The sequence below is a fragment of the Samsonia erythrinae genome (genome assembly GCF_004342665.1).
In the GTDB taxonomy this organism is placed as follows: domain Bacteria; phylum Pseudomonadota; class Gammaproteobacteria; order Enterobacterales; family Enterobacteriaceae; genus Samsonia; species Samsonia erythrinae.
In genome coordinates, this window is sequence record NZ_SMBY01000012.1 from 37596 (window position 1) to 60397 (window position 22802).

General features: G+C 51.9%; 22 protein-coding genes. 9 read left to right on the forward strand and 13 right to left on the reverse strand.

Translation table 11 applies throughout. The annotated features are described in order from the left end of the window. Nucleotides 1-28: 28 nt before the first annotated feature. The 6 genes from EDC54_RS18115 to cpxP all read right to left on the reverse strand — a co-directional run bounded on the left by EDC54_RS18115 (nt 29) and on the right by cpxP (nt 6211). Nucleotides 29-577 carry a thiamine pyrophosphate-binding protein gene (locus EDC54_RS18115; protein WP_230514541.1) on the reverse strand — a complete coding sequence of 183 codons (549 nt, stop codon included), beginning with the start codon at nt 575-577 and terminating at the stop codon, nt 29-31. A gap of 600 nt (nt 578-1177) precedes the next feature. Next, nucleotides 1178-2140 (reverse strand): 6-phosphofructokinase, encoded by a 963-nt coding sequence (gene pfkA / locus EDC54_RS15230; protein ID WP_132458192.1) that lies wholly within the window; start codon nt 2138-2140, stop codon nt 1178-1180. A gap of 204 nt (nt 2141-2344) precedes the next feature. Then, nucleotides 2345-3247, reverse strand: a complete 903-nt coding sequence (fieF, locus tag EDC54_RS15235; RefSeq protein ID WP_132458195.1) for a CDF family cation-efflux transporter FieF — start codon at nt 3245-3247, stop codon at nt 2345-2347. A gap of 39 nt (nt 3248-3286) precedes the next feature. After that, entirely contained in the window at nt 3287-4474 is a 1188-nt protein-coding gene (locus tag EDC54_RS15240; protein WP_132458198.1) for a sugar transporter, read from the reverse strand. A 423-nt stretch (nt 4475-4897) separates the two neighbouring features. Then, nucleotides 4898-5194 (reverse strand): TM2 domain-containing protein, encoded by a 297-nt coding sequence (locus EDC54_RS15245; protein WP_132458200.1) that lies wholly within the window; start codon nt 5192-5194, stop codon nt 4898-4900. A 510-nt stretch (nt 5195-5704) separates the two neighbouring features. After that, nucleotides 5705-6211 carry a cell-envelope stress modulator CpxP gene (gene cpxP / locus EDC54_RS15250; protein WP_132458202.1) on the reverse strand — a complete coding sequence of 169 codons (507 nt, stop codon included), beginning with the start codon at nt 6209-6211 and terminating at the stop codon, nt 5705-5707. 153 nt (nt 6212-6364) lie between these two features. On the opposite strand from cpxP, the gene cpxR reads away from it, so the two are divergent. The 4 genes from cpxR (at nt 6365) to EDC54_RS15270 (ending at nt 11507) form a co-directional block, all read left to right on the forward strand. Beyond that, nucleotides 6365-7063, forward strand: coding sequence for an envelope stress response regulator transcription factor CpxR (gene cpxR, locus EDC54_RS15255; RefSeq protein WP_132458204.1), 699 nt, complete (start codon nt 6365-6367; stop codon nt 7061-7063). Continuing rightward, the gene (gene cpxA, locus EDC54_RS15260) at nt 7060-8430 is read left to right on the forward strand and encodes an envelope stress sensor histidine kinase CpxA (protein WP_132458207.1); all 1371 of its coding nucleotides are present in this window, start codon (nt 7060-7062) and stop codon (nt 8428-8430) included. The genes cpxR and cpxA overlap by 4 nt, the downstream gene beginning before the upstream one ends. Nucleotides 8431-8574: 144 nt before the next feature. Next, nucleotides 8575-10749, forward strand: a complete 2175-nt coding sequence (locus EDC54_RS15265; RefSeq protein ID WP_132458210.1) for a hypothetical protein — start codon at nt 8575-8577, stop codon at nt 10747-10749. Beyond that, nucleotides 10719-11507, forward strand: a complete 789-nt coding sequence (locus tag EDC54_RS15270) for a DUF3142 domain-containing protein (RefSeq protein ID WP_132458213.1) — start codon at nt 10719-10721, stop codon at nt 11505-11507. Before EDC54_RS15265 ends, EDC54_RS15270 begins: the two co-directional genes overlap by 31 nt. On the opposite strand, the gene EDC54_RS15275 is transcribed toward EDC54_RS15270, so the two are convergent. Further along, on the reverse strand, nt 11508-11972 hold the full coding sequence (locus tag EDC54_RS15275) for a tRNA (cytidine(34)-2'-O)-methyltransferase (protein WP_132458216.1): 465 nt from the start codon (nt 11970-11972) through the stop codon (nt 11508-11510). 195 nt (nt 11973-12167) lie between these two features. Here EDC54_RS15275 and EDC54_RS15280 point away from each other — a divergent pair, with 195 nt between their 5' ends. Continuing rightward, entirely contained in the window at nt 12168-12461 is a 294-nt protein-coding gene (locus EDC54_RS15280; RefSeq protein ID WP_132458218.1) for a hypothetical protein, read from the forward strand. A gap of 177 nt (nt 12462-12638) precedes the next feature. Here the strand turns inward: EDC54_RS15280 and EDC54_RS15285 are convergent, their stop codons facing one another. The 6 genes from EDC54_RS15285 to ugpB form a co-directional block, all read right to left on the reverse strand. Beyond that, a complete protein-coding gene (locus EDC54_RS15285) occupies nt 12639-13595 on the reverse strand; it encodes an AEC family transporter (RefSeq protein WP_132458221.1) in 957 nt (318 codons plus the stop codon). A gap of 199 nt (nt 13596-13794) precedes the next feature. After that, nucleotides 13795-14544 carry a glycerophosphodiester phosphodiesterase gene (gene ugpQ / locus EDC54_RS15290; RefSeq protein WP_132458224.1) on the reverse strand — a complete coding sequence of 250 codons (750 nt, stop codon included), beginning with the start codon at nt 14542-14544 and terminating at the stop codon, nt 13795-13797. Then, the gene (locus EDC54_RS15295) at nt 14544-15617 is read right to left on the reverse strand and encodes a sn-glycerol-3-phosphate import ATP-binding protein UgpC (RefSeq protein WP_132458226.1); all 1074 of its coding nucleotides are present in this window, start codon (nt 15615-15617) and stop codon (nt 14544-14546) included. Before EDC54_RS15295 ends, ugpQ begins: the two co-directional genes overlap by 1 nt. A 25-nt stretch (nt 15618-15642) precedes the next feature. Beyond that, on the reverse strand, nt 15643-16488 hold the full coding sequence (gene ugpE / locus EDC54_RS15300; RefSeq protein ID WP_132458229.1) for a sn-glycerol-3-phosphate ABC transporter permease UgpE: 846 nt from the start codon (nt 16486-16488) through the stop codon (nt 15643-15645). Nucleotides 16489-16501: 13 nt separating this feature from the next. Further along, a complete protein-coding gene (gene ugpA / locus EDC54_RS15305) occupies nt 16502-17389 on the reverse strand; it encodes a sn-glycerol-3-phosphate ABC transporter permease UgpA (RefSeq protein WP_132458232.1) in 888 nt (295 codons plus the stop codon). A 73-nt stretch (nt 17390-17462) separates the two neighbouring features. Beyond that, nucleotides 17463-18797, reverse strand: a complete 1335-nt coding sequence (gene ugpB, locus EDC54_RS15310) for a sn-glycerol-3-phosphate ABC transporter substrate-binding protein UgpB (protein WP_196238464.1) — start codon at nt 18795-18797, stop codon at nt 17463-17465. A gap of 195 nt (nt 18798-18992) precedes the next feature. Between ugpB and EDC54_RS15315 the strand changes: the two genes are divergently transcribed. The 4 genes from EDC54_RS15315 (at nt 18993) to EDC54_RS15330 (ending at nt 22737) form a co-directional block, all read left to right on the forward strand. Next, nucleotides 18993-19235, forward strand: coding sequence for a type II toxin-antitoxin system ParD family antitoxin (locus EDC54_RS15315; RefSeq protein WP_132458235.1), 243 nt, complete (start codon nt 18993-18995; stop codon nt 19233-19235). Beyond that, complete coding sequence (locus EDC54_RS15320; protein ID WP_132458238.1) at nt 19228-19521, forward strand: type II toxin-antitoxin system RelE/ParE family toxin; 294 nt, start codon at nt 19228-19230, stop codon at nt 19519-19521. Before EDC54_RS15315 ends, EDC54_RS15320 begins: the two co-directional genes overlap by 8 nt. Before the next feature lie 431 nt (nt 19522-19952). After that, nucleotides 19953-20744, forward strand: coding sequence for a Fic family protein (locus EDC54_RS15325; protein WP_132458241.1), 792 nt, complete (start codon nt 19953-19955; stop codon nt 20742-20744). A 235-nt stretch (nt 20745-20979) separates the two neighbouring features. After that, nucleotides 20980-22737, forward strand: a complete 1758-nt coding sequence (locus EDC54_RS15330) for an ATP-binding cassette domain-containing protein (RefSeq protein ID WP_132458244.1) — start codon at nt 20980-20982, stop codon at nt 22735-22737. The last annotated feature ends 65 nt before the right edge of the window (nt 22738-22802 follow it).

Sequence of the window (22802 nt, forward strand, 5' to 3'; positions counted from 1 at the left end):
TTCTTTTCCTAATAACTGAACTCTTGAGTTAACGCACTATGAACCAGAAAAAAACAACGGGTTTTGATTTTTTTAATTGATAATGTGCTTTTTCTAATTGGGAAGGAAGATGTTCGGGCGTGTCCAGAACGAATACTGAATCTGGCAGTTCGCTACGAAGTTGATGAACGATATTACTGCCAAATTCTGACGTATCCTGCAACGGCGCTTTACCATATGCGTCGATTGCAGAAAGGGGTAATATATACACAGAAGGAATATTATGGAGTTTTGCATCACTTAAACCGCATCCGAGTAACTTACTCGCAGCGCCGGTTGTTGCTATCGCTGCCGCTATTTTTCCTGTTGCTAAATAGTGACCGATAGGAAAAAACCCCGCGCTATATTCATCAATGGTCAGTAAGGTATTTTCTGAGGGGTTAGATTCCATGTTAATAAAGGGATTGATATATTTTAAAAAGTGTACGACGCCACCGCCTGTCACGCCGGCATACTTACATACTCCCCATCGACTTAGTGAGTCGATCAAATACTGATAGCCACTGACTTTTTCAGAACCCCGTATTTTATCATTCAAGTTACGTACTCCTCATGAAGCCGAAATTTAATAGTAAGAAAATGGTTCCACCGCTAACTATTTAATGGTTTATTTAAAATAAAAAAAATCACGCACCCACATTGATATCAATGAGTCACATACAGATGAAATTATAAATAAACGCTTTAATAGCATAATAATAGAATTAATAGATCTTATATCTAACGCTGTCTCACACATGCCACAGACGTGCTATCTTCCAAATAACAGCCTAACTATTATCATTTAAAATCATTAGTTCTTTCGGAAATTTAAAGCTGAAAAATAAATATTTTAAAAGAATAGTAGAATCTAAAAAAAGGTACGCGTTCACACCAGTTTTTTTTAATTTAATATGAAAATCACGTTACCGAACAATGTGCTTGCCTGAAAATAGGCCGTCATCACAGCGCCCCGCTCACGCAGCTTATTGCTGATAAAAAAGATTAAGTTCGTATTGTGGCAAGGTTTGGCGACAAGACGGCTTTTTATCGGTTCACCGGTTAGGCACGTCGGCGCAAACGTAATGAGATGGGAAAATAAGGGATAGCAAGAGAATGCCCCCGCCGTTTGGCGAGAGCAGTCATGTTGGCCAGAAGATCAGAACAGTTTTTTCGCCGTCTCCAGCCAATCGCCTTTGAACGGACGTTTCATATTCTCAATGGCGTCAATGATGTCGTGATGCACCATTTTCTCGTTTTGAATGCCGACGCAGCGACCACCGTAGCCCTGGAGCAGGAGTTCGATGGCGTAAGCCCCCATGCGGGAAGCAAGGATGCGGTCATAGGCCACCGGCGAGCCGCCGCGCTGAATATGACCGAGTACGGTTGCACGGGTTTCGCGCCCGGTTTCTTTCTCAATGTACTTCGCCAGCTCGTCGACATCGCACACCAACTCGGTGATTGCCACAATCGCGTGCTTTTTGCCTTTCGCGATGCCCGCTTTGATTTCACAGACCAGATCTTCCGGGCTGAACGGCACTTCCGGCAGGACGATAAATTCACAGCCGCCGGCAATCGCCGCCGCCAGCGTCAGGTCACCACAGTGGCGCCCCATCACTTCGACAATAGAAATACGCTGATGCGAGGAAGAGGTGTCACGCAGGCGGTCAATGGCTTCCAGCACGGTTTCCAGCGCCGTGAAGTAACCTATCGTATAGTCAGTGCCCGCGACGTCGTTATCAATAGTGCCAGGCAAACCGATACAGGGGAAGCCGACTTCCGTGAGTCGTTTAGCGCCCATGTAGGAACCGTCACCGCCGATAACAACCAGCGCATCCAGATCGTGTTTCTTCATGTTTTCCACGCAGACCTGACGCACCGCCTCATCGCGAAACTGCGGGAAACGCGCCGAACCAAGGAACGTACCACCACGGTTAATCACATCCGACACGCTGTAGCGGTCCAACTGCGCCATGCGGTCTTCATACAAGCCCTGATAACCATCATAAATGCCGAAGACTTCTAACCCTTCCGATAGCGCAGCGCGCACCACCCCCCGAATTGCCGCATTCATGCCTGGGGCATCGCCACCGCTCGTCAACACTCCAATTCTTCTAATCATGACAACCTCTGGACTTGTAGATGTAATTTCGCAGGATTCTTCTATCGTCAATCCACTGCCGCCATTAACAGGCGGCAACGTCTTATTCTGTTATTAGCATATTATAACAAACACCCAAGCTGAATTGATTCAGGTCAGGCTATATCGTGCATAAATCTTCATGGCTCCATATTCTTAACATAACATGTGGAAAAGCCAATCGGGCTAGGCCGTCAATCTGCCGCGCTGATTTTCCGGCACAGCAGAAACCGGATCCTGATGAATAATAATATCAGCGCCGGGAAACTGCTTAAGCAATGCCTGCTCCAGATCGTCAGCTATTTTATGCGCCTGAACCAGCGGCAGCGCATCATCCATCTCCAGATGAAGTTGAATAAAACGCGTCGGTCCGGATTGCCTTGTACGCAGCGCATGAGCGCCGCGGATGCCGGGCCACTGCGCGATCAGCGCGATAATCGCCTGATGTTCCGCCGCCGGCAGCGCGCGATCCAGCAGCGACTGTACGGCCTCATACCCCATTCGCAGCGCGCTGTACAAAATACACCCGCCAATCGCCAGCGCAAACAGGGAGTCCGCACGGGTTATACCTTGCCAGCTGAGCATCAGCGCCACCAGAATCGCGCCATTCATTAACAAATCGGACTGATAATGCAGCATATCGGCGCGTACCGCCTGACTGTGTGTGCGCCTGACGACCCAGCGCTGGAATGACACCAATAGCAGCGTGGTCAGCAGCGCGATGACCGTCACGCCGACCCCGACTTCCGGCGCATGGAGCGGCTGCGGCTCCAACGTATGTTGCAGGCTGGTGAGGATGAGGAACAGCGCCGAGCCAGAAATAAACATGCTCTGCGCCAGCGCCGCCAGTGACTCCGCCTTACCGTGGCCGAACGTATGCTCAGTATCCGCCGGTTGTAATGAATAGCGTACCACCAGCAGGTTCACCAGCGAGGCGGCGATATCCACCAGCGAATCGACCAGCGACGCCAGCAGGCTTACCGAACCGGTGTGCCACCAGGCAAACATTTTCATCATGAACAGGACCAGCGCCACGGTCGTCGCGCTGACCGCCGCCAGCGTCACCAGACGCGCATAGTGTGGATGCATCACGCCCTCTAACAGTTAGCCTCGACCCGCTCCCCGGATTCAGTTCGTCAGCGAATGCTTTAACACAGGGGAATAACGAACAAAGGTAAAAATACAGCATAGCGTCGCAATTATCGCCATCGCCGCGCCAATAAAACCGATGTCAGGCAGCCCCAAATGAGTAATCACCTGATTACCGAGCAGCGCGCCGCCGCCGATCCCGACGTTATAAATCCCGGAGTAAAGCGCCATCGCCACGTCTGTCGCATCCGGCGCCAGCGTTAATACCTTGACCTGCATGCCCAGACTCAGGGCCATGATGGCGATGCCCCAAATGATACACAGCGACGAGATACTCCAACTGCTGAATGACAGGGGCAATAACAGCAGCAAACACACCGTCAAAAACGCGAACGACACAATCAGGAACCCCGCCGGATACCGGCTGCTATAGCGGCTAAACAACATGCTGCCAATAATCCCCGCGCTGCCAAAAATCAGCAACAGGATCGTCGTGAAGTTTTCACTCAACAGCGCGACTTTCTGAATAAAGGGTTCAATGTAGCTATAAGCGGTGAAATGCGCGGTGACGATCATGACCGTCAGGCCATATACGCACAGTAGCGCCGGACGTTTAAGCAAGACCGGCAGGCTCTTCAACGAACCGGAATTGCTGCTGGGCAGCACCGGTAATAGCTTCATGATGACCAGCATAATCGCCGCGGCGACCACGCCAATCATGCCAAATGTCACGCGCCAGCCCAGATATTGCCCCACTACACGCCCCAGCGGCAAGCCCAACACCATCGCCAGCGCGGTGCCAGTTGCCAGCAGGCTCAGCGCCTGCGCTTTTTTATCCGCAGGCGCCAGCCGCACCACCAATGATGCGGTGATAGACCAAAAGACCGCATGCGCGAGCGCCACGCCGATACGGGCAATCACCAGTATCCAATAATTCCAGGCCAGCCCCGACAGTACATTGCTGATGGCAAACAGGACAAAAATTTTAATCAGCAAACCGCGTCGTTCCATATCACTGGAAAGCAGCATACAGGGTAGCGACATCAGCCCAACCACCCAGGCATAAATTGTAATAATCAACCCAACCTGCGCCGCGCTCATGGAAAAGCTGGCGGCAATATCGGACAGCAGCGCGACGGGTACAAATTCAGCAGTGTTAAAAATAAATGCCGCCAGAGAAAGACTGACGACACGCAACCAGGCGGTCGAACGTGGAGAACGGGTCATGATCTTGATATCAAAAGTTATAAAATAAAAGAATGCGCGCCTATGCCGTAACAAAGGTCAACGCGGTGGAGCAAGGGTACGGAAAAAATATGACATCACCATGTAATACAGGGTCCGCCATCAATTCGTTATCACGCTTTCTATGAGAAAGTCGCCAGACCCGAATGCAGGTGAAGAAACACTCATAAGCAATATTATATTGCCTATATTCTACGCGTTCATCTCGCCTTATGCTGACTTTTTCGTGCCGAATTCCAGATAAAAAAAACCGCCATCATGGATGGGGAAAAACAGGGGGAGCGGCGTGCAACACCTCACTTATTGATTTGAAATAAAAGGATTTATTTCTCTTAACGTCCTCACATTGACCACATCGATGTAAAAAAGCCCGCAATGATGCGGACTTTCTTTTCACATGGAGCTTTATCCGTACTTCCTTGCAAACTCTTCATCTGAATTGCACAGATAAATGACGAACTCAATAAAAGCGACCAGTGTCGGGATAAACGTCCAACAAAAAATAAGATACAAAAATCCTTGTCCGATTTTACCTAAATAAAATTTATGAACACCAAAGCCACCCAGGAAACAAGCCAATAGAGCGGCGGCAATGCGGTTCTTCGTGCCGGTAACTCCCTGAGCTGCTCCGCATTGCGGGCAAGCCCTCGCGGTGCTATGAATTTCCTTACCACACCCCCGACAAAAAACCATGTCAGACATACTAACTCCTATTAGTTTTTAATTGCGGCCTGATTTTATAAACAAATACAGAAAAGTCCTATACACAATTCATTGCATTACCATAAAAAATATGCCGCCGGCATAGCCGGCGGTTTTTCATATGCGCCTGTAAGGCTCTGTTACCAGCCGCAGCCGTCACAGGTTGTCGTTCCCGAATGGGACATTAAAAAACCGGCGCAGTTGTGCCAGCAAAGGCCGTTATAGCAATGGCGATTTAGCTATAGAAATAACACAGCTTTCAGCTTGCGTTCATCGTCTGATATGGCATTGAACATGTTTCGGTTGAGATAAAACTCACTCTTGCCGTTACCACTTTGAATTGCCTGCAATCGCTTAACATGCAATGTTTTGAACGATTTATCTGGAAAAGCCCCAAAAAAAAGCCCTCCATCATGGAGGGCGAAAAGACAGGGATGGTGTCTATGGCAAGGAAAAACAAAAATGGGTATCTGATACATATCGACCTGGACGGCATCGATTTACTGCCCACTACTCGGAATAGTGTGTCCCCCCGGACGGCGCGGCCATCTGGTGAAACAGGGATATCTGTTGCTGCATCTCTTTCATGCGTTGCTTATGCTTCTTTTCTAAGGTTTCTTTCTGCTCTTTCGTCAGCAGGTTATACATCTGGTTACGCACTCGGGTCATCTGAATCTGACGTTCAACCTGTAGGTTCATCATGCGGGTGATCTGCGCGCGCACCGCCGCTTCATCAAACGTTTCCGCCGTCACCAGTTTGTGCATCGCCTCAACATCTTCGGCATTCACCGCCAGTTTATCCTGACGCCCCTGATGCATTAAATCACGCATTTGCTGGCGCTGTTGCTCCGTCAGCCTGACGCCATCGAACATACCTTGCTGGTCGGATATCCGTTTCATGGTGGAATCATCGATATGCCAGCCGTTCGCGGCAGCCGCCCCACTCCCTGCTGCAATGGCGGTAACAGAACCCAGCATAAGCAGTGAAACAAGAGATAAGGTTGCGAACTTTTGCATCAATAACTCTCCGGAGCGGCGCGTCATTTCGTGAATCAATGAACGCGAGTCTACGCATCTTGCTGCAAACATGCGTCAGAGGATGTAAAACTACGTAAAGTCATGGAATAGCGCTAATCTATGACGTATTTTGCCCTTGGAGGTAGAGAAACCATGAATAAAATTCTGCTGGTTGATGACGACAAAGAGCTCACTTCGTTATTGAAGGAACTGCTCGAAATGGAAGGCTTTAACGTCGTTGTCGCCTATGACGGCGAACAGGCGTTACACGCGCTGGACAGCTCGATTGACCTGTTATTACTCGATGTGATGATGCCGAAGAAAAACGGTATCGATACCTTAAAAGAATTGCGGCAACAGCATCAGACGCCGGTCATCATGCTGACCGCCCGCGGCAGCGAACTGGACAGGGTTCTCGGTCTGGAATTGGGCGCGGATGATTATCTGCCGAAACCCTTCAACGATCGCGAGCTGGTGGCGCGAATTCGGGCGATTCTCCGCCGCTCCAATTGGACCGATCAGCAGCAGGCGGGAGAAAACAGCGCCCCAACGCTGGAAGTGGACGGTCTGCGTCTGAATCCCGGCCGACAGGAAGCGAGCTTTGACGATATCGTGCTGGACCTGACCGGTACCGAATTTACGCTGCTCTATCTGCTGGCACAGCGGTTGGGACAGGTTGTTTCCCGAGAACATCTGAGTCAGGAAGTGCTGGGTAAACGACTCACGCCGTTTGACCGCGCTATCGATATGCATATCTCGAACCTGCGGCGCAAATTACCTGAACGTAAAGACGGCTTACCCTGGTTCAAAACGCTGCGGGGACGAGGCTATCTGATGGTTTCGGCGGCATGATCAGCAGTTTGACCGCCCGTATCTTTGCCATTTTCTGGCTAACGCTGGCGTTAGTGCTCATGCTGGTTCTGATGGTGCCCAAGCTGGATTCGCGCCAGCTCACCGCCCTGCTGGAAAACGAACAGCGGCAGGGCATCATGCTGGAACAACACATTGAAGCGGATCTCGCCAATACCCCGGCCAACGATCTGCGCTGGTGGCTACGGCTGTTTTGGGTGTTGGAAAAATGGGCTCCGCCGGGGCAACGTCTCCTGCTGGTCACCAGCGAAGGACGCGTTCTGGGCGCACAAAAAAATGAGATGCAGATCGTGCGCAATTTTATCGGGCTGTCAGACAATGCCGACCATCCGCAAAAGAAAAGCTACGGCCGCATTGAGCTGCTCGGCCCCTTCTCTATCCGCGATGGCGAAGACAACTACCAACTCTACCTGATTCGCCCGACCAGTAGCCCACAGTCCGATTTCATCAGTCTGTTGTTTGACCGCCCGCTGCTGCTGCTGCTTTTCACCATGCTCATCAGTTCGCCGCTGCTACTCTGGCTTGCCTGGAGTTTGGCGAAGCCCGCGCGCAAGCTCAAGCATGCGGCCGACGAAGTCGCCAAAGGCAATTTACGCCAGCACCCTGAGCTGGAATCCGGGCCGCAGGAGTTTCAGGCCACCGGCGTCAGCTTTAACCATATGGTCAGCGCGCTGGAGCGCATGGTCACGGCGCAGCAGCGCCTGCTGTCAGACATTTCACATGAGCTGCGCACGCCGCTGACGCGTTTGCAGTTGGCGACGGCGCTGTTACGTCGGCGTCAAGGCGAAGGCAACGAGCTCAACCGCATCGAGACGGAAACCCAGCGGCTCGACAGCATGATTAACGATCTGCTGGAGCTGTCACGTAATCAGCACAAAAATGAGCTAACCCGTGAATTCCTGCGTGCAGATGAACTGTGGGGCGACGTACTGGACGATGCGGCCTTTGAAGCCGAGCAAATGGGGAAAACGTTAAAAGTGCCGTACCCGCCGGGGCCGTGGACGCTCTTTGGCAACCCGGCCTCCCTCGACAGCGCGTTGGAGAATATCGTGCGTAACGCGCTGCGCTATTCTCATCACCACATCGAAGTCGCCTTCTCGGTCGATAATCAGGGCATCACGATCAAAGTAGATGACGACGGCCCCGGTGTGAGCATGGAAGATCGTGAACAAATTTTCCGTCCTTTCTATCGTACGGATGAAGCGCGTGACCGCGCATCCGGCGGGAGCGGTCTGGGGCTTGCTATTGTGGAAACCGCCATTATGCAGCACAAAGGCTGGGTGAAAGCAGAAGACAGCCCGTTGGGGGGGTTACGCTTGATCATCTGGCTGCCATTGCACCAGCGGTAGGTACGGGCCCTGGATGCCGCGTCCGTCACCTTCCGTTTATCTTTCCTCCGCTATACTGCATTGCGTTTTCTATGCCGTTGCATAGAGTTCCCCCTTATCGGGCTGAAAACAAGCACGGCTCATGTTGAATGAAGGATACCAACGATGAAAGGCGTAACGCTGCTGGCTGGCGTGCTGACGGCATTAATGAGCACTCAGGCATTCAGTTCAAGTGATGGAGTCTGCGGCTTTTCCGACTCAGAGTGTGGAATGTCCGCCCTGCCTTACCTGCAACCAGAGAATGACACACGTACCAATCTGATCTTGCTGCAAGCCAGTCTCAACGGCATTCAATTGCCATTACCCCAGCCGTTACCCGACGAGCCGCACTCACGCGTCAACCCTTTCACAGCCTATCGGATCATGGGGGTGGCCGCGACGGAAGCGATACCTCCGTCAGATTCGGGGGAAGAGGTCACGGCAGGCTCGCCTGACGTGTCAGCGCTGAATAAGGCAAGGCAGTTGAATCTTCCTTTCGCCGTTGAGAGCACGATTTCCACGTTTTCCTCCGACGAAAACGAAGGTCGTCAGATCTCCAACAACCTCACGACGTTGGAAGCGTTTTTCGATGTTTTGCTGGCAGACCAGCAATTGACTGAGGAACAGCGCACGCTGTTGGCGCACCAGCGGGTGAATCTCCTCAACGCGCCTGATGCAAAGGAAGCGCTGGCGGCCGACCTGAAACGTTTACCGGATGACGGACATGCCGGCGGCCTCAAACAGTACCTGCTCACGATTGCCGCGTTCTATCAGGGCCACTTCGACGAGGCGGAAAGCGGCTTTCAGGCATTAACATCGTCGCCGCAGCCGTGGGTGGCGGAAACCTCGCGCTATATGCTGATTCGCGTGGCGATCAATAAAGCGATGGAAAACGCGCTGGATGAATACAACATGTTCGATGCCAGTAAAGCCGATAAAACCGCTGCACAACGGGCCATACAGCATATTGACGATTACCTGAAACAGTATCCGAACGGACAATACGTCGAATCCGCTAATGGGCTATATCGTCGCGCTTACTGGATCATCGGCGATGTCAAAGCCTTAGCCAAAATCTACCAGTCTGTGCTGAATAATGCCGACTCCCCTCAGTCACTTCTTGCATTGAGCGACGAGATCGACAACAAGCTGCTGGAAGATCGCCAGTTCACCAGCGCGCCGGACAGCGCGCCATTGACGATGGCGCAGGATCTCAAGCGCTTGCGCGCCAATGACGGCTGGCTGGCATTACCCGCCTTATCCACCGACGAGTTGGCCGCGCAGAAACCGCTGTTTGAGCAAGCCAACATGCAGGAAGCGTACAGCTACCTTCAAGCCGCTCAGCTTTTTTATGGTCAACAAGATTATGCCGCCGTGGTCAATAGCGTTCCCGCAACGCAGGCGGAAAATCTGACCGATACCGTGCGTTTCAGTCTGCAAGTATTACGCGGTCAGGCACTGGTTCATCTGGCGCGCTGGGATGAGGTTGAAGCGCACTGGCGTCACCTGTTAACGCGGAATATGGACTATACCCAAAACCAATTCCTGCAACTGGCGCTGGCGGAAACGCTGGTCAAGGTAGGGCAACCAGCGCGCATCTTTGCCGCCGACAGCCCGGTAAAAAATCTGCGTTTTCGCTCTGCCGTACTGAAAACCAGCGCAAGCACCGAGCTGCTGCGCCAGCAAACCGGCCCACAATACAGCCACGAAGAGCGGGTTATCGCGCTGCATACGTTGTTAACCAAATCGCTGATCCACGGCGATTATGCCGGCTATCTCAAAGACAGCCCGTTAAGAAAAGAGATTGCCCCGCTGGTTAGCAGCGAAAACCAGAGCTGGAACAAGGAAGATCTGGCCGTGTTCGACTGGGACGGCAGCGACACGGAAAATGGCTATCAGTGCCCGTCTCTGGATAAGGTGGTTGCTACGCTCAATCAGCGCCCGAATGATGCCCGCGCGATTAACTGTCTCGGCGAATTTTTCCTGCGCACGCGCAATAGCGTCGGTTTTGACTGGGGCGAAGATGACATGCTAAGCGATCTCACCAACGCCCCAACGCAATTCGCCGGCACCGAATATAGCCGGCTGGATGGTTATATGCGGGTGATTGCCGATCCGAAAGCACCACCTGAAGACAAAACCTATGCGTTGTATCGCGCGGTCTATTGCTATGCGCCAAGCGGTAATAACGACTGCGGCCCACAGAACATCAGTAAGAAAACGCGCAAAGCCTGGTTTACCCAGTTGAAGACGCAATATAAAGGCAGCGTGTGGGCAGACAAGCTCGCTTATTACTGGTAGCGCCGTTAATCCTGCTGGCCTGCCTGCTGTCTTTTTGTACGCAGGCCGCTTCCGTTAACCCCGCGTCTTCAGGCATTAACGCGGCACACTATCAGGACTTCTGGCTGTGGGCCGCCGTGCGCCCACAACCGATTCTGCATCGTGCGCAGACGCTCTACCTGCATCAGGGAGAAATTGCCCGCCGCCAGGGTAAAACCGTGTTTCTGCGTCAGGGGCTTCCCCCCAGCCGGCTACGCGTTAAGCGCATCTGGCTGGTTTTTCGCATGACCACGCTGACGCTCTCCGATCAGCATCTGAAGCGGATGCTGAAATTACGGGAAAACTGGCAGCGCCACGGCAATCAGGTTATCGGGATTCAGATCGATTTTGACGCAAAAAGCTATCAACTAACGGGCTATGCCGCATTTCTGACGCAATTACGCGAACGCCTGCCTGCCGATTGTCGGCTCAGTATTACAGGGTTGCTTGACTGGGCGAAAACCGGCGATGTCTCGGCGCTAAACCGCTTACGGGGCAAGCTGGATGAGGTGGTGGTACAAACCTATCAGGGGCGCAATACCGTCGCGAAGGTCGCCGATTACCTGCCTGCCTTGATGAAACTGACGCTGCCTTTCCGGTTAGGGCTGGTACAAAACGGCAAGTGGGAAAAACAGTGGCAACGACGCCTTGCCGAATCGCCGTACTATCGCGGGGACGTGGTATTTCTGGTGAACCCGCCACGGAAGACGCTCCCCCGCACGCAGCGACAAACAGAGTGACTACCGACAGCCACCGAAGCCGTTTTGCCGCCAGGCTTCATAGCTGATGATCGCCACGGCGTTCGACAAATTCAGGCTGCGGCTGTCCGACTGCATCGGAATACGGATGCGGAAATCCGGCGCGAAGCCGTCGCGGATCTCATCTGGCAAGCCCGACGTTTCCGAGCCAAACAGCAACACATCGCCCGGCTGATATGTCGGCTGGTCATAAGGACGGCTGCCCTTGGTAGTGCAGGCGAAAAGGCGTTGGCCGGGAACCGCGGCCAGAAAATCCTGATAATTTTTATGGCGGCTGACGTTCGCCAGATCGTGATAATCCAGTCCCGCACGGCGTAGCTTTTTCTCTTCAAAATCAAACCCCAGCGGTTCAATCAAATGAAGCGTACAGCCGTTGTTGGCAGCCAGACGAATAATATTGCCGGTATTCGGCGCAATCTGAGGCTCATAGAGCGCAATGTGAAACATGGGATAACGTCAACGCAGGAAAAAAGGGTGCCGTAGTATAACGCATTCCGGCAGAGCGACCCAAAACCGGCGCAAACAGGAATACAGATGACTCCGCACGACGTTTTTATTCGTAGCGATTACACTTAAAGAAATGCCATCAGAATCATGTACTGATGGGAACAGAATGCGGGCATATGCCCAAGTGGAGGGGTAATGAAACAATATAAGACATTATTAACCAGTGCGGCCCTGTTCTGCCTGCCGATGATGGCGAGCGCCAACGCGACGCAAGCGCCAACGCCTCAGCAGCAGTTTGACAACGGCATCAGCAGCCAGAAACAGTTGCAGCAAAATATGCAGCAGAGCCAGAAATTGCAGCAACAGCAGTTGAATCAGCAGCTCCAGCAGCGTAACCAGCACTTGCAGCAACAGCGCCAGCAGCAGTTACAGAAGGATTTACAGCGGTCGCAGAGAACCATCCCGCCGCAAACGCAACAGACCCCCTGACCTACGAAGACATTTCCCGCGAAAAGCCAGGGGTTACGGGGCGGCGGCGATGGGGCCGCCCCGTGTCGGACGCGTGCAGCAACGGTTGCAAAAAACCACGAGAACTAACGCGCACCAAACATTACATAGCACTGACAGAATACCTAACCACAGTCTTCCTCAGCCAGGCATGGCTGACTATAACCGCACGCCCATCAGCGTCAGAATCAACGGCGTGGTTAACGCCGCCATCGCCGTTGAGAGCAGCAGGCTTGACGCCACCGGGCCGCCCAGCACATCGAACTGGCGCGACATCAGGTAGACGTTGACGCCCACCGCCATCGACCCCAGCAGCACGACGGCGCGCGTCTCCATTTCCGGCAGACCGAGCGCTATCGCAATTCCCCAGATCGCCAACGGCTGCACCAGCAGTTTGATGGCGCAGATCGCCGTGCTGATCTGCCAGCCGTCACGCACGCGGTATTCCGCCAACCCCATCCCCAGTGCCACCAGCGACAGCGGCGCAGCAATCTGCCCCAGCATGGACAACGGCTGATCGACATACGACGGCAGCGGCAGACCGGTCAGGCTGAACGCCGTCCCGGACAGAATGCCGATAATCAGCGGGTTCTTCAGCACGCCCAGCGCGGTTTTGGTAAAGCCTTGTAGCGACAGCGCCCCGTTACGCGCCCACTCTACCGATACCGTCACCAGCGTCCACAAAATCAGTCCGTTAAACACCACCACCAGCGCAACCGACGGGATCGCCTCTTCGCCCAGCATCAGCGTGGCGATCGGCAGCCCCAGCATCACGTTATTGGAGAAGATGCCGCTGAGCGCAAAGAGCGAGCCGGATACGCCATCAAGATGAAAAACGTGGCGCGCCACAATGCGGCCTAAGACAAACACCAGCAGGCAACCGCCGAAAAACGCGATCAACAACCGGGCATCCACCACCGGACGCGAGGAGAAATCAGACATCAGACGAAACAGCATCGCAGGCATGGCGACGGAGAAAACAAAGCGCGTCATGCCGTCGGTCACGGTGGTGGGCCACTTACCGTAGCGAATCAGGCTGTAGCCGAGCGCGATAAGAACAAAGAGGGGTAATGACAGAAAAATCTGGTGCCAAAGCGAAACAATAAATGCGGGCATGACGCCACTTCCTTATCACCGGCACCGAGTCAGAAAGAGAGTCCGCCGCAACCAAATAATACGGCAATAAGCGAATGATGGTCACTTAAGCAGGGATTTAGGGGAAACACGGTGATGAGGTTCCCGCAGGGATGGCTCACACCGTGGTAGCCCCGGTATCCCGATCCTTAAACGATCGGCATTCGGCAATAGGCAGACCTCAGCCGGTCGCGAAGCTTGCCCCGATTAAATCTATCCGGTCAGTGCAGATGCAGTCAACGCCCCAATCCAGCAAAGTTTGCGCTCGCTCTGGGTGATTGACGGTATAAACCAGAATGCGTAACCCCGCGGCTTTCAGCGCCGCGACCCGTTCCGGCGTCAGCAGTTTGTGGTTCAGGTGAATGGACACGCACCCCAGACGCTGCGTTAACGCCGGCCAATGATCTTCCCACTCGTCCAGCAGCAGCCCGCGCGGCAGTTCCGGTGCGGCCTGCTGCGCCGCTTCCAGAGCATCGACAGAGAACGATGACAGCAGCGGCGCAACCGGGTGTTCCGCCCACAGCTGACGGGCCGCCAGCGCAATCACCCGCCCGGTTTCCGCTTCATATCCGGTGGTGGGTTTAATCTCAATATTGGCCGCCATGCCGTACTGCACGCAGCGTTTAGCTACTTCCGATAGCAGCGGCAGGCGTTCACCGGCAAATTTCTGAGCGTACCAGCCGCCGACATCCAGCCCGACCAGTTTGTCCCACGGTAATTCGCCCGCGATACCCCGGCCGTTGCTGGTGCGCTCCAGTGTGTCGTCGTGCAGAAGGAAAATCTGACCGTCCTGCGACAGCTTAGCGTCAAATTCGATCATCTTGTGACCGAGGCTGGCGCCGACATCAATTGCCGCCAGCGTGTTTTCCGGTGCCAGTGAACCGCCGCCGCGATGGGCGACAATCGCCGGGTAAGGCCAGATTGTTTCCATTATTCCATCCGTAATCCGCTTTGCGAATCAAACAAGTGCCATGATGACGTCGGCAAATGCAACCAGAGTGTCGAGCCGATGGCGGGGCAATGCTCATAAGACAGCCGCGCGATCACGTTTTGCCCACCCCACTTGCCGTGCGCCAAATTATCCGCCCCCAACAGTTCGAGCGTCTCGACCCGCAGCGGGATACCGCCGGTTTCAGGCGTCGCCAGCTGAATATGCTCCGGCCGCACCCCCAGCGTCAATGCTTTACCGCGCCACTGCGGCTTTGGTTCAGGCAGCGCCAGCGCGATATCCTCACCAATTTCAAAGCGGCAGCCGTCATCGCTCATGTGCCCCGACCACAGGTTCATGGCCGGTGAACCAATAAAGCTGGCCACAAACAACGACGCCGGACGACGATAAATCTCCGCCGGCGCGCCGATTTGTTCGGCGATGCCTTTGTTCATGACAATGACGCGCTGCGCCAGCGTCATGGCTTCAACCTGATCGTGCGTGACGTACAGGCTGGTGGTTTTCAGACGCTGATGCAGTTGCTGTAATTCCAGCCGCATCTGCACGCGCAGTTTGGCATCCAGATTCGATAGCGGTTCATCAAACAGGAACACCGCCGGTTCACGTACAATCGCCCGTCCCATCGCCACGCGCTGGCGCTGGCCGCCCGATAGCTCACGCGGTTTACGTTGCAACAGCGGCATCAGTTCCAGAATGCGCGCCGCGTCTTCCACGCGCTCACGAATCTGCGCCTTGCCGAAGCCGCGAATTTTCAGGCCGTAAGCCATATTGTCGAACACGTTCATATGGGGATAAAGCGCATAGTTCTGGAACACCATCGCAATACCGCGATCTTTCGGTTCCAGATCGGTGACGCGCTGGTTATCAATGTATATATCACCGCTGGTGGTGCGTTCGAGGCCAGCCACCATACGCAGCAGCGTCGATTTACCGCAGCCTGACGGCCCCACCATCACAACGAACTCGCCGTCCGCGACATCCAGATTGATGGGCCGGATGACCTGGGTTTTGCCATCGTAAGACTTGGTGACGGCCTGAAGTTTTAAACATGCCATAAGCGTTTCCGAAATTCGTCTCGATTTATTTTTCGCTGTCGACCAGACCGCGCACGAACCAGCGCTGCATCAGCAGCACCACCAGCAGCGGCGGCAGCATGGTCAGCAGCATCGCGGCCATCACCTGATTCCACTGGGTCGCGCCATCGCCAGAGGCAATCATGCTTTTTATCCCCGCGACCGCCGTGCCCAAATTGGCATCGCTGATGATCAGCAGCGGCCACAGGTATTGGTTCCAGCCGTAGATGAACGTGATCACGAACAGCGCCGCCAGATTGGTTTTCGACAGCGGCAACACCATATCGAAGAAGAAACGCATCGGGCTGGCGCCGTCGATACGCGCCGCTTCCATCAGTTCATCCGGCAGCGTCATAAAAAACTGGCGGAACAGGAAGGTCGCGGTCGCCGAGGCCATCAGCGGCAGCGTTAAACCGGTGTAGCTGTCCATCATGTCCAGCCGCGCGATCACTTCCACCGTTGGGAAAATACGCACTTCCACCGGCAACATGAGCGTCAGGAAAATCATCCAGAAGAACAGGCCGCGCAGCGGAAAACGGAAATAGACGATGGCGTAAGCGGACAGGATCGAGACGGTAATTTTGCCCACCGTGATTGCCAGCGCCATCACGAAGCTGTTGAGCAGCATCAGTCCGAATGGTGTCGCGTTATTGCCCGCACCGTGCAGCCAGATATAACGCAGATTTTCCCACAGGTGCGAACCGGGGATGAGCGTCATCGGCGCCTGAAAGACCGCCTGATTATCCAGCGTGGCGGCGACAAACCCCACGTACAGGGGGAACAGTACGGCGAGAATGCCGACGATCAGCATAACGTGGCTGAAAATATCTAACCCGCGACGATTCTCAATCATGAGCCGTTGACCTTCATTGGTAGTTCACCCTCCGCTCAACAAACCGGAACTGAATCACGGTCAGCCCGATCACCAGCAGCATCAGTATCACCGACTGCGCCGCCGAACTGGACAGATCCAGCCCGGCAAACCCCTCGCGATAAATTTTGTAGATCAGCGTGGTCGTCGACTGCACCGGCCCTCCCGCCGTCGCGGCATCGATAATCGGGAAGGTATCGAAAAAGGCGTACACCAGATTGACCACCAGCAGGAAGAAGCTCACCGGCGAGATCATCGGCAACACCAGATTGAAAAACCGCCGCACGGGACCCGCGCCATCGATCGCGCCCGCCTCCATCAATGAACGGGGGATCGATTGCAGTGCGGCAAGAAAAAACAAGAAGTTATAGCTAATCTGTTTCCAGATCGATGCCAGCACCACCAAAAACATCGCCTGACCGCTATGCTGCGCATGGTTCCACGTATAGCCCAGCAGCCCGAGAAAATGGGTAATCAGCCCCAGACCGGGGTTAAACAGGAACATCCACAACACGGCGGCGACGGCGGGTGCCACGGCATAGGGCAGGATGATTAACGTCTGATACAGGCGGCTGGCACGGATCACATAGTCCACCAGCGCGGCCAGAAACAGCGAGATCAACATGCCAAACCCGGCGACCAGAAAGCTGAAGATCAGCGTGGTATAGAACGAATCGAGGTAGTAAGGATCATGGAACAGTTGCCTGAAATTTTCCATGCCGACGAACTCGCTGGATAACCCGAACGGATCGAGATTCTGCACCGAATACCACAGCGCCTGACCGGCAGGCCAGATAAAAAAAATCACGGTAATCAACAGTTGAGGCAGCACCAGCACATAGGGCAACCAACTGCTGCGAAACACAGGGCGGGATGAGGTCATGCGGTAACTCATGGCAAACAGAAAAGAAACAGGCCGATTCCCTTCAGCCCGGTATGACTCGGCAACCGCCGTATTACTTCGTCGACTGCTCGAAGCGACGCAGCAGCGCGTTGCCGCGTTCTACTGCGCTATCCAACGCCTGCTGTGGCGTCTTCTTACCTGTCCAGACGCTTTCTAATTCTTCATCTACGACGGCGCGAATTTGCTGCATGTTGCCCAAACGCAGACCTTTGGTGAACGGCAACGGCAGCTTATTCAGCATCTGACGCGTCGCGATATCCGCACCGGGGTTTTTCTCGTAGAAGCCCTGTTTCTGCGTCAGCTCATACGCCGCCGTGGTGATCGGCAGATAACCGGTTTTCTGGTGCCATTCCGCGGCATTTTCCGGCTCGGCCAGGAACTGCATAAACTCCGCCACGCCTTTGTAGGTCGCGGCGTCTTTGCCGTTCATCACCCACAGACTGGCGCCGCCGATAATGGCGTTTTGCGGCGCGCCTTTCACATCGGCGTCATACGGCATCATGCCGACGCCATAGTTGAATTTGGCGTGTTGACGGATGTCCGCCAGCGAACCAGAAGAGGCCGTTGTAATGGCGCAATCGCCGTTGTAGAACTTCTCGGTCGGCTCATCCTTGCGTCCGAAATAGGTGAAGTCCCCCTTCTTGTTCATGTCCTGCAATAGCTGAATGTGTTTAACCTGCGTGGGTTTGTTGAATTCCAGCACGGCATCGGTGCCGTCGAAGCCGTTATTTTTGCTCGCAACCGGCAGGCCATGCCAGGCGCTGAAGTTCTCAATCTGAATCCAGCCCTGCCAGCCGCTGGCATAGCCGCACTTCATCCCGGCTGCACGCAGTTTGGCGGTGTATTCCGCCATCTGCTGCCAGGTTTTCGGCGGCTGCTCAGGATCTAAACCGGCCTTCTTGAAGGCATCTTTGTTGTAGTACAGCACCGGCGTAGAGCTATTAAACGGCTGCGACAGCAGGTGGCCGCTCTTCGCATCGGTGTAATAACCAGAGACGGTCGGCACAAACACCGACTCATCGAAATGAATGCCCGCGTCTTTGAACACCTCATAGACCGGCTTGATGGCTTTACTTGCCATCATGGTGGCGGTACCCACTTCATAGACCTGCAAAATGGCGGGCGCATTCCCAGCGCGATAGGCCGCAATCCCGGCAGCCAGGTTCTGTTCGTAGTTACCTTTGTAGATCGGTACAATTTTTACGTCGCTGTGTGCTTTATTAAAACGGTCAGCCAGAGAATTCACTTCTTTCCCTAACTCGCCTTCCATAGAGTGCCAGAAAGGAATTTCGGTCGCGGCCTGCGCACCTGCGCTCATCAGCGCGAATGCCACACACGCTGCGGCGGTGCGAATAGCATGTGTTTTACGCATCGTGTTGTTGAACATGCCTGTCTCCTGCAATTAATTAAATACGCCATTATCACGGCCTTTTTTGGGCGAAAACCAACATGACATGAGCGCATGACAGAGAAATAACTGGAAGATGACAGGAAAGTGACAAAGAAAGGAGGTCATAAAGCTGCCTATTAAGTAAGCTGTTTTATGCTACTATTTGTGTTAATAGATAACACAGGGGGTTTTATGCCTAGAACGACAAGTATTACGATCGGTGAACAACTGGATGACTTTGTCACCAAATTAATAGATAGCGGTCGCTATAGCTCTACTAGTGAAGTCATCAGGTCAGCGCTTCGCCTTCTTGAACAACAGGAATTCAAAACAGAGGCCCTGAAAAAAGCGATTGCCGCGGGGGAGCAAAGTGGAGAAAGTTCGCTGACGCTGCATGAAATTGCAGCCAAAAAGAAGCGCGAACGGAATGTATAAACTCTCTAATCTTGCAGCAGAAGATTTTGCGGGCATCTTTGAGTACACATTGATCAACTATGGAGTCAGTCAGGCTGACAATTATACAGAATCGCTAGATAACACGTTGATAATGCTAGCGGATTCCCCTTATATAGGTAGGGAGTATCCTGACATTAGCTGTGGTGTGCGTCGATTCGATCATCGGCAACACGCCATTTTCTATCGCATTCGAGAAGAAGATCTTTTTATCATCCGAATCCTGCATCAGCAAATGGAACCCATGAGCCATTTTTTTGATGTTTAACAACAATGGCTAAATAAGGGAGTATCCGATAGTTTCCGGTTTCATCATCATGCATTCGAACGCACTGACTACCCAGTTCAAGGCTATTTTCGAATGACATCAACGATAACGGTTTTAGGATCGTTGATGATTCCTATGCGGCACGTCTCTGGCATCATTCCCCCCAGCCATCACGGATTATTATATAGAAGCAGTGAGGGGCTTTGTTGTAGGTCTTCCCATTGGTGATTCTAAACTTTTGCTTTGTCACGGGATTGCCTGTGTTGTCAGGATGATGCGTGATCTGATCCTGCCATTCCGCAAAAGTTCGATTTATTCAACAAAGCCGCAGTGAGGTCACAAAAAATACATGATTTAGTCATGAAAAATAAATGCGATAATGAGAATTTACGAACATGAGGAGTTATGGATAAAGAATAAAAGGATTTCCTATGGAAAATTATATTATCGACGGTAATATCATTCGTGTTCATCAGTGCCTGTATCCCTCCCTTCATAATATTAGCGAAGAATCTCATCAAAAAATACAAGAATGCATGATAAAACTTCACTTAGAAAAAAATAAAACCGGGCGCTATGAGATGTTCCTGGAGAATGTTAATAAACACATTAATAATAATGAGCTAGATGTTCTACAACACCGCCTGAGTTCCCATATAGATAATAATATTATTTCTAGTGATAGAAAATATAGCGTAGATGAAGTCAATATTTATAAATACCAGAACTGTGAACTCAGTTCGATTTTATATAGTGATGAAAATTTTTTATCCTTTATTGAGTCTGTTGGTGGATATTTCAGAAAACAGGAAAATAAAATTAGAACAAAAAACATCAGGACAGTACCTGAACCAGATGGTAGTTACACAGAATATATTAATGCAACAATGGTCATAACTGAATTAAGTAAGCTACGTCAATTTATAAAAACATATCAAACGGTAAATCCATTATTCTGCGCTACTGTAGCGTCTGTCAGTATTCTTTGTATCCATCCTTTGGCTGATGGCAACGGAAGATTATCACGGTTCATTTTCAATCTTATTCTAGGGCGCTCTAGTAACAATTATATTCCTCTTACGGAGCTATGTCATGCAGCCCGTAGTGGATATGTGTTGAGCATGCGAGAAGCTATGCTTTTCTCAGAATGGGATAGCGCGGTGCATTTCTATTGTACTTGCCTCTCCCTGGCCATTGGATGGAGTGAACTAAGCAGTATGTGATATATCATTACATACTTTATAGTTTACTTTCAGTAAAAAGGAATATTTATGTTAAGCGAGAAAGATTTAATCCTAATTAAAAGCACCACAATGACCGATACTCAGGATGATAAAATTGATCCTATCTTTGGATTAAACTAATTTTAGTTCAGATTGGTTTTCAGCCTCAGTGTTCTGATGAAATAAAATATCTATGACGTGGGCCCGCGTCATAATTTATTATTGGATTAATAACATGAAAAAAATTGCGTTTATCATTTCCTACTTCGGAGGCATCGCATCACAAAGTATTAAGAGACAGTTTTTTTTTATCGCATTAACCTCATTCTTATCCACCATCATCATTTCATTCCAGCCGGTTATTATGGCCAAACTGGTCAGCGTAATCGAACAACCTGACTCAGATCTTTCCGTCGCGCTGTCGGTTCTGGCGCTCAGCTATATCGTCCTGATGTGTCTAAGAAAACTGTCCTCCGCAGTAATTATTATCATGATGATATCACTGAGAAACAAACTGGTCATCATGTTGAGCGACCACTATCTGAAAAATATTTTTCACGGATACAAAATAAAAGAGAATGAAAACACAGGCGATATCACCCAGCGCCTGAATCAGGCCTCTGATGAATTATCAACGGTTTTACGTAATACCGTACATAATTTTCTCCCACCGCTTCTGCAATTAATTTTTAGTATTATCGTTATTATCTGGTACGAGAGTTATGTGGTAGCAATATTATTCTGCATTTACTTCGGCCTCTATTTTTTGGTCAAAAATAAATTTAACAGCCAGATCGTCATGCTGTATAACGATTTTTACGGCACATCGGTTAAAAAATATAGCGTCATTACCGATAGCATTAAAAACATCGGCACCGCCAGAGCATGTAATTCCTATCCTTTTCTGTTTGCTCGCTATGAGGCATTATTAAACACCATTGAAGGAAAACACGCCAGCCTGCTACGGGAGGATGTGAAATTTCTGGTTGCCGAATCCTGCCTTAACGTACTTTTCTTTGGAGCAGCCTTTTTATTTTCACTTTATCAGGCGCTCCATCAGCAAATTTCTCTGGGGCATTTTGTGATGATATCCTCCTATATTATTCTTTTGTCTGGACCGCTGGAAAGTATTGGGGCAATGTACACCGCACTCATGAAATCCACAGAGTCGCTTAACGGTTTCATTAAGGACATCAGGCTGCCACGGGAACATGTCTTTTCTGAACATCCTCAGGCCGGAGAATCCGTCGCGCTTACGCTCTCCGACGTGACATTTCACTATCAGGGTGCCGCCTCACCCACCATTAAGCATTTTAGCCTGAACATCTTCGGTCCCGGTTTTATTACGCTGACGGGAACCAGCGGCTCAGGGAAAAGTACACTGGCCAAATTAATCGCCGGTGAAATCAACCCGACAGCCGGAAGTATACGGATCAACGGCCGGGATCTCAGGAATATGACAGCAGAAGATCTGGCCGGCACGCTTTACCACGTTTCGCAGAATGACGGAATATTCATGGATACCCTGCGATTTAATCTGCAAATCGCCTGTCCCGGTGCGTCCGATCCACAACTCATCGATGCCTTAAACTTCGCGAGACTGGACGATCTTCAATATGATGAAGGAACCGATATTCTCGATATGGTTATCGGCGACGGCGGATTAACCCTGTCTGGAGGGCAGCGGCAACGCTTATCCCTCGCCCGACTCTTCCTGCGCGAGCCGAATATTATTATTCTGGATGAAGTCACCTCGGCGCTGGATGTAATAAATGAGGTCAAGGTGATAGAAAATATCAAAAGCCGTTTTCCCACAGCCATTATTCTCAGCATCAGTCACCGCTATACAACATTCCATTTTTCCGATGAAATCCTTGTTCTCTCCCGAGAAGGACTGGCTGACCGAGGGGGGCTAACCGTGTTACGGGAGCGGTGCTCTTATATCCGCTCGGTGATGCAGAATGCCGCCGATGCAGAAGCCGCTGCGGTATAAGGGCATACGGCGATTCTGGCCGTGGCGGCGTGTTATTCTGGCAGGTACATTGTCAGAACAACATA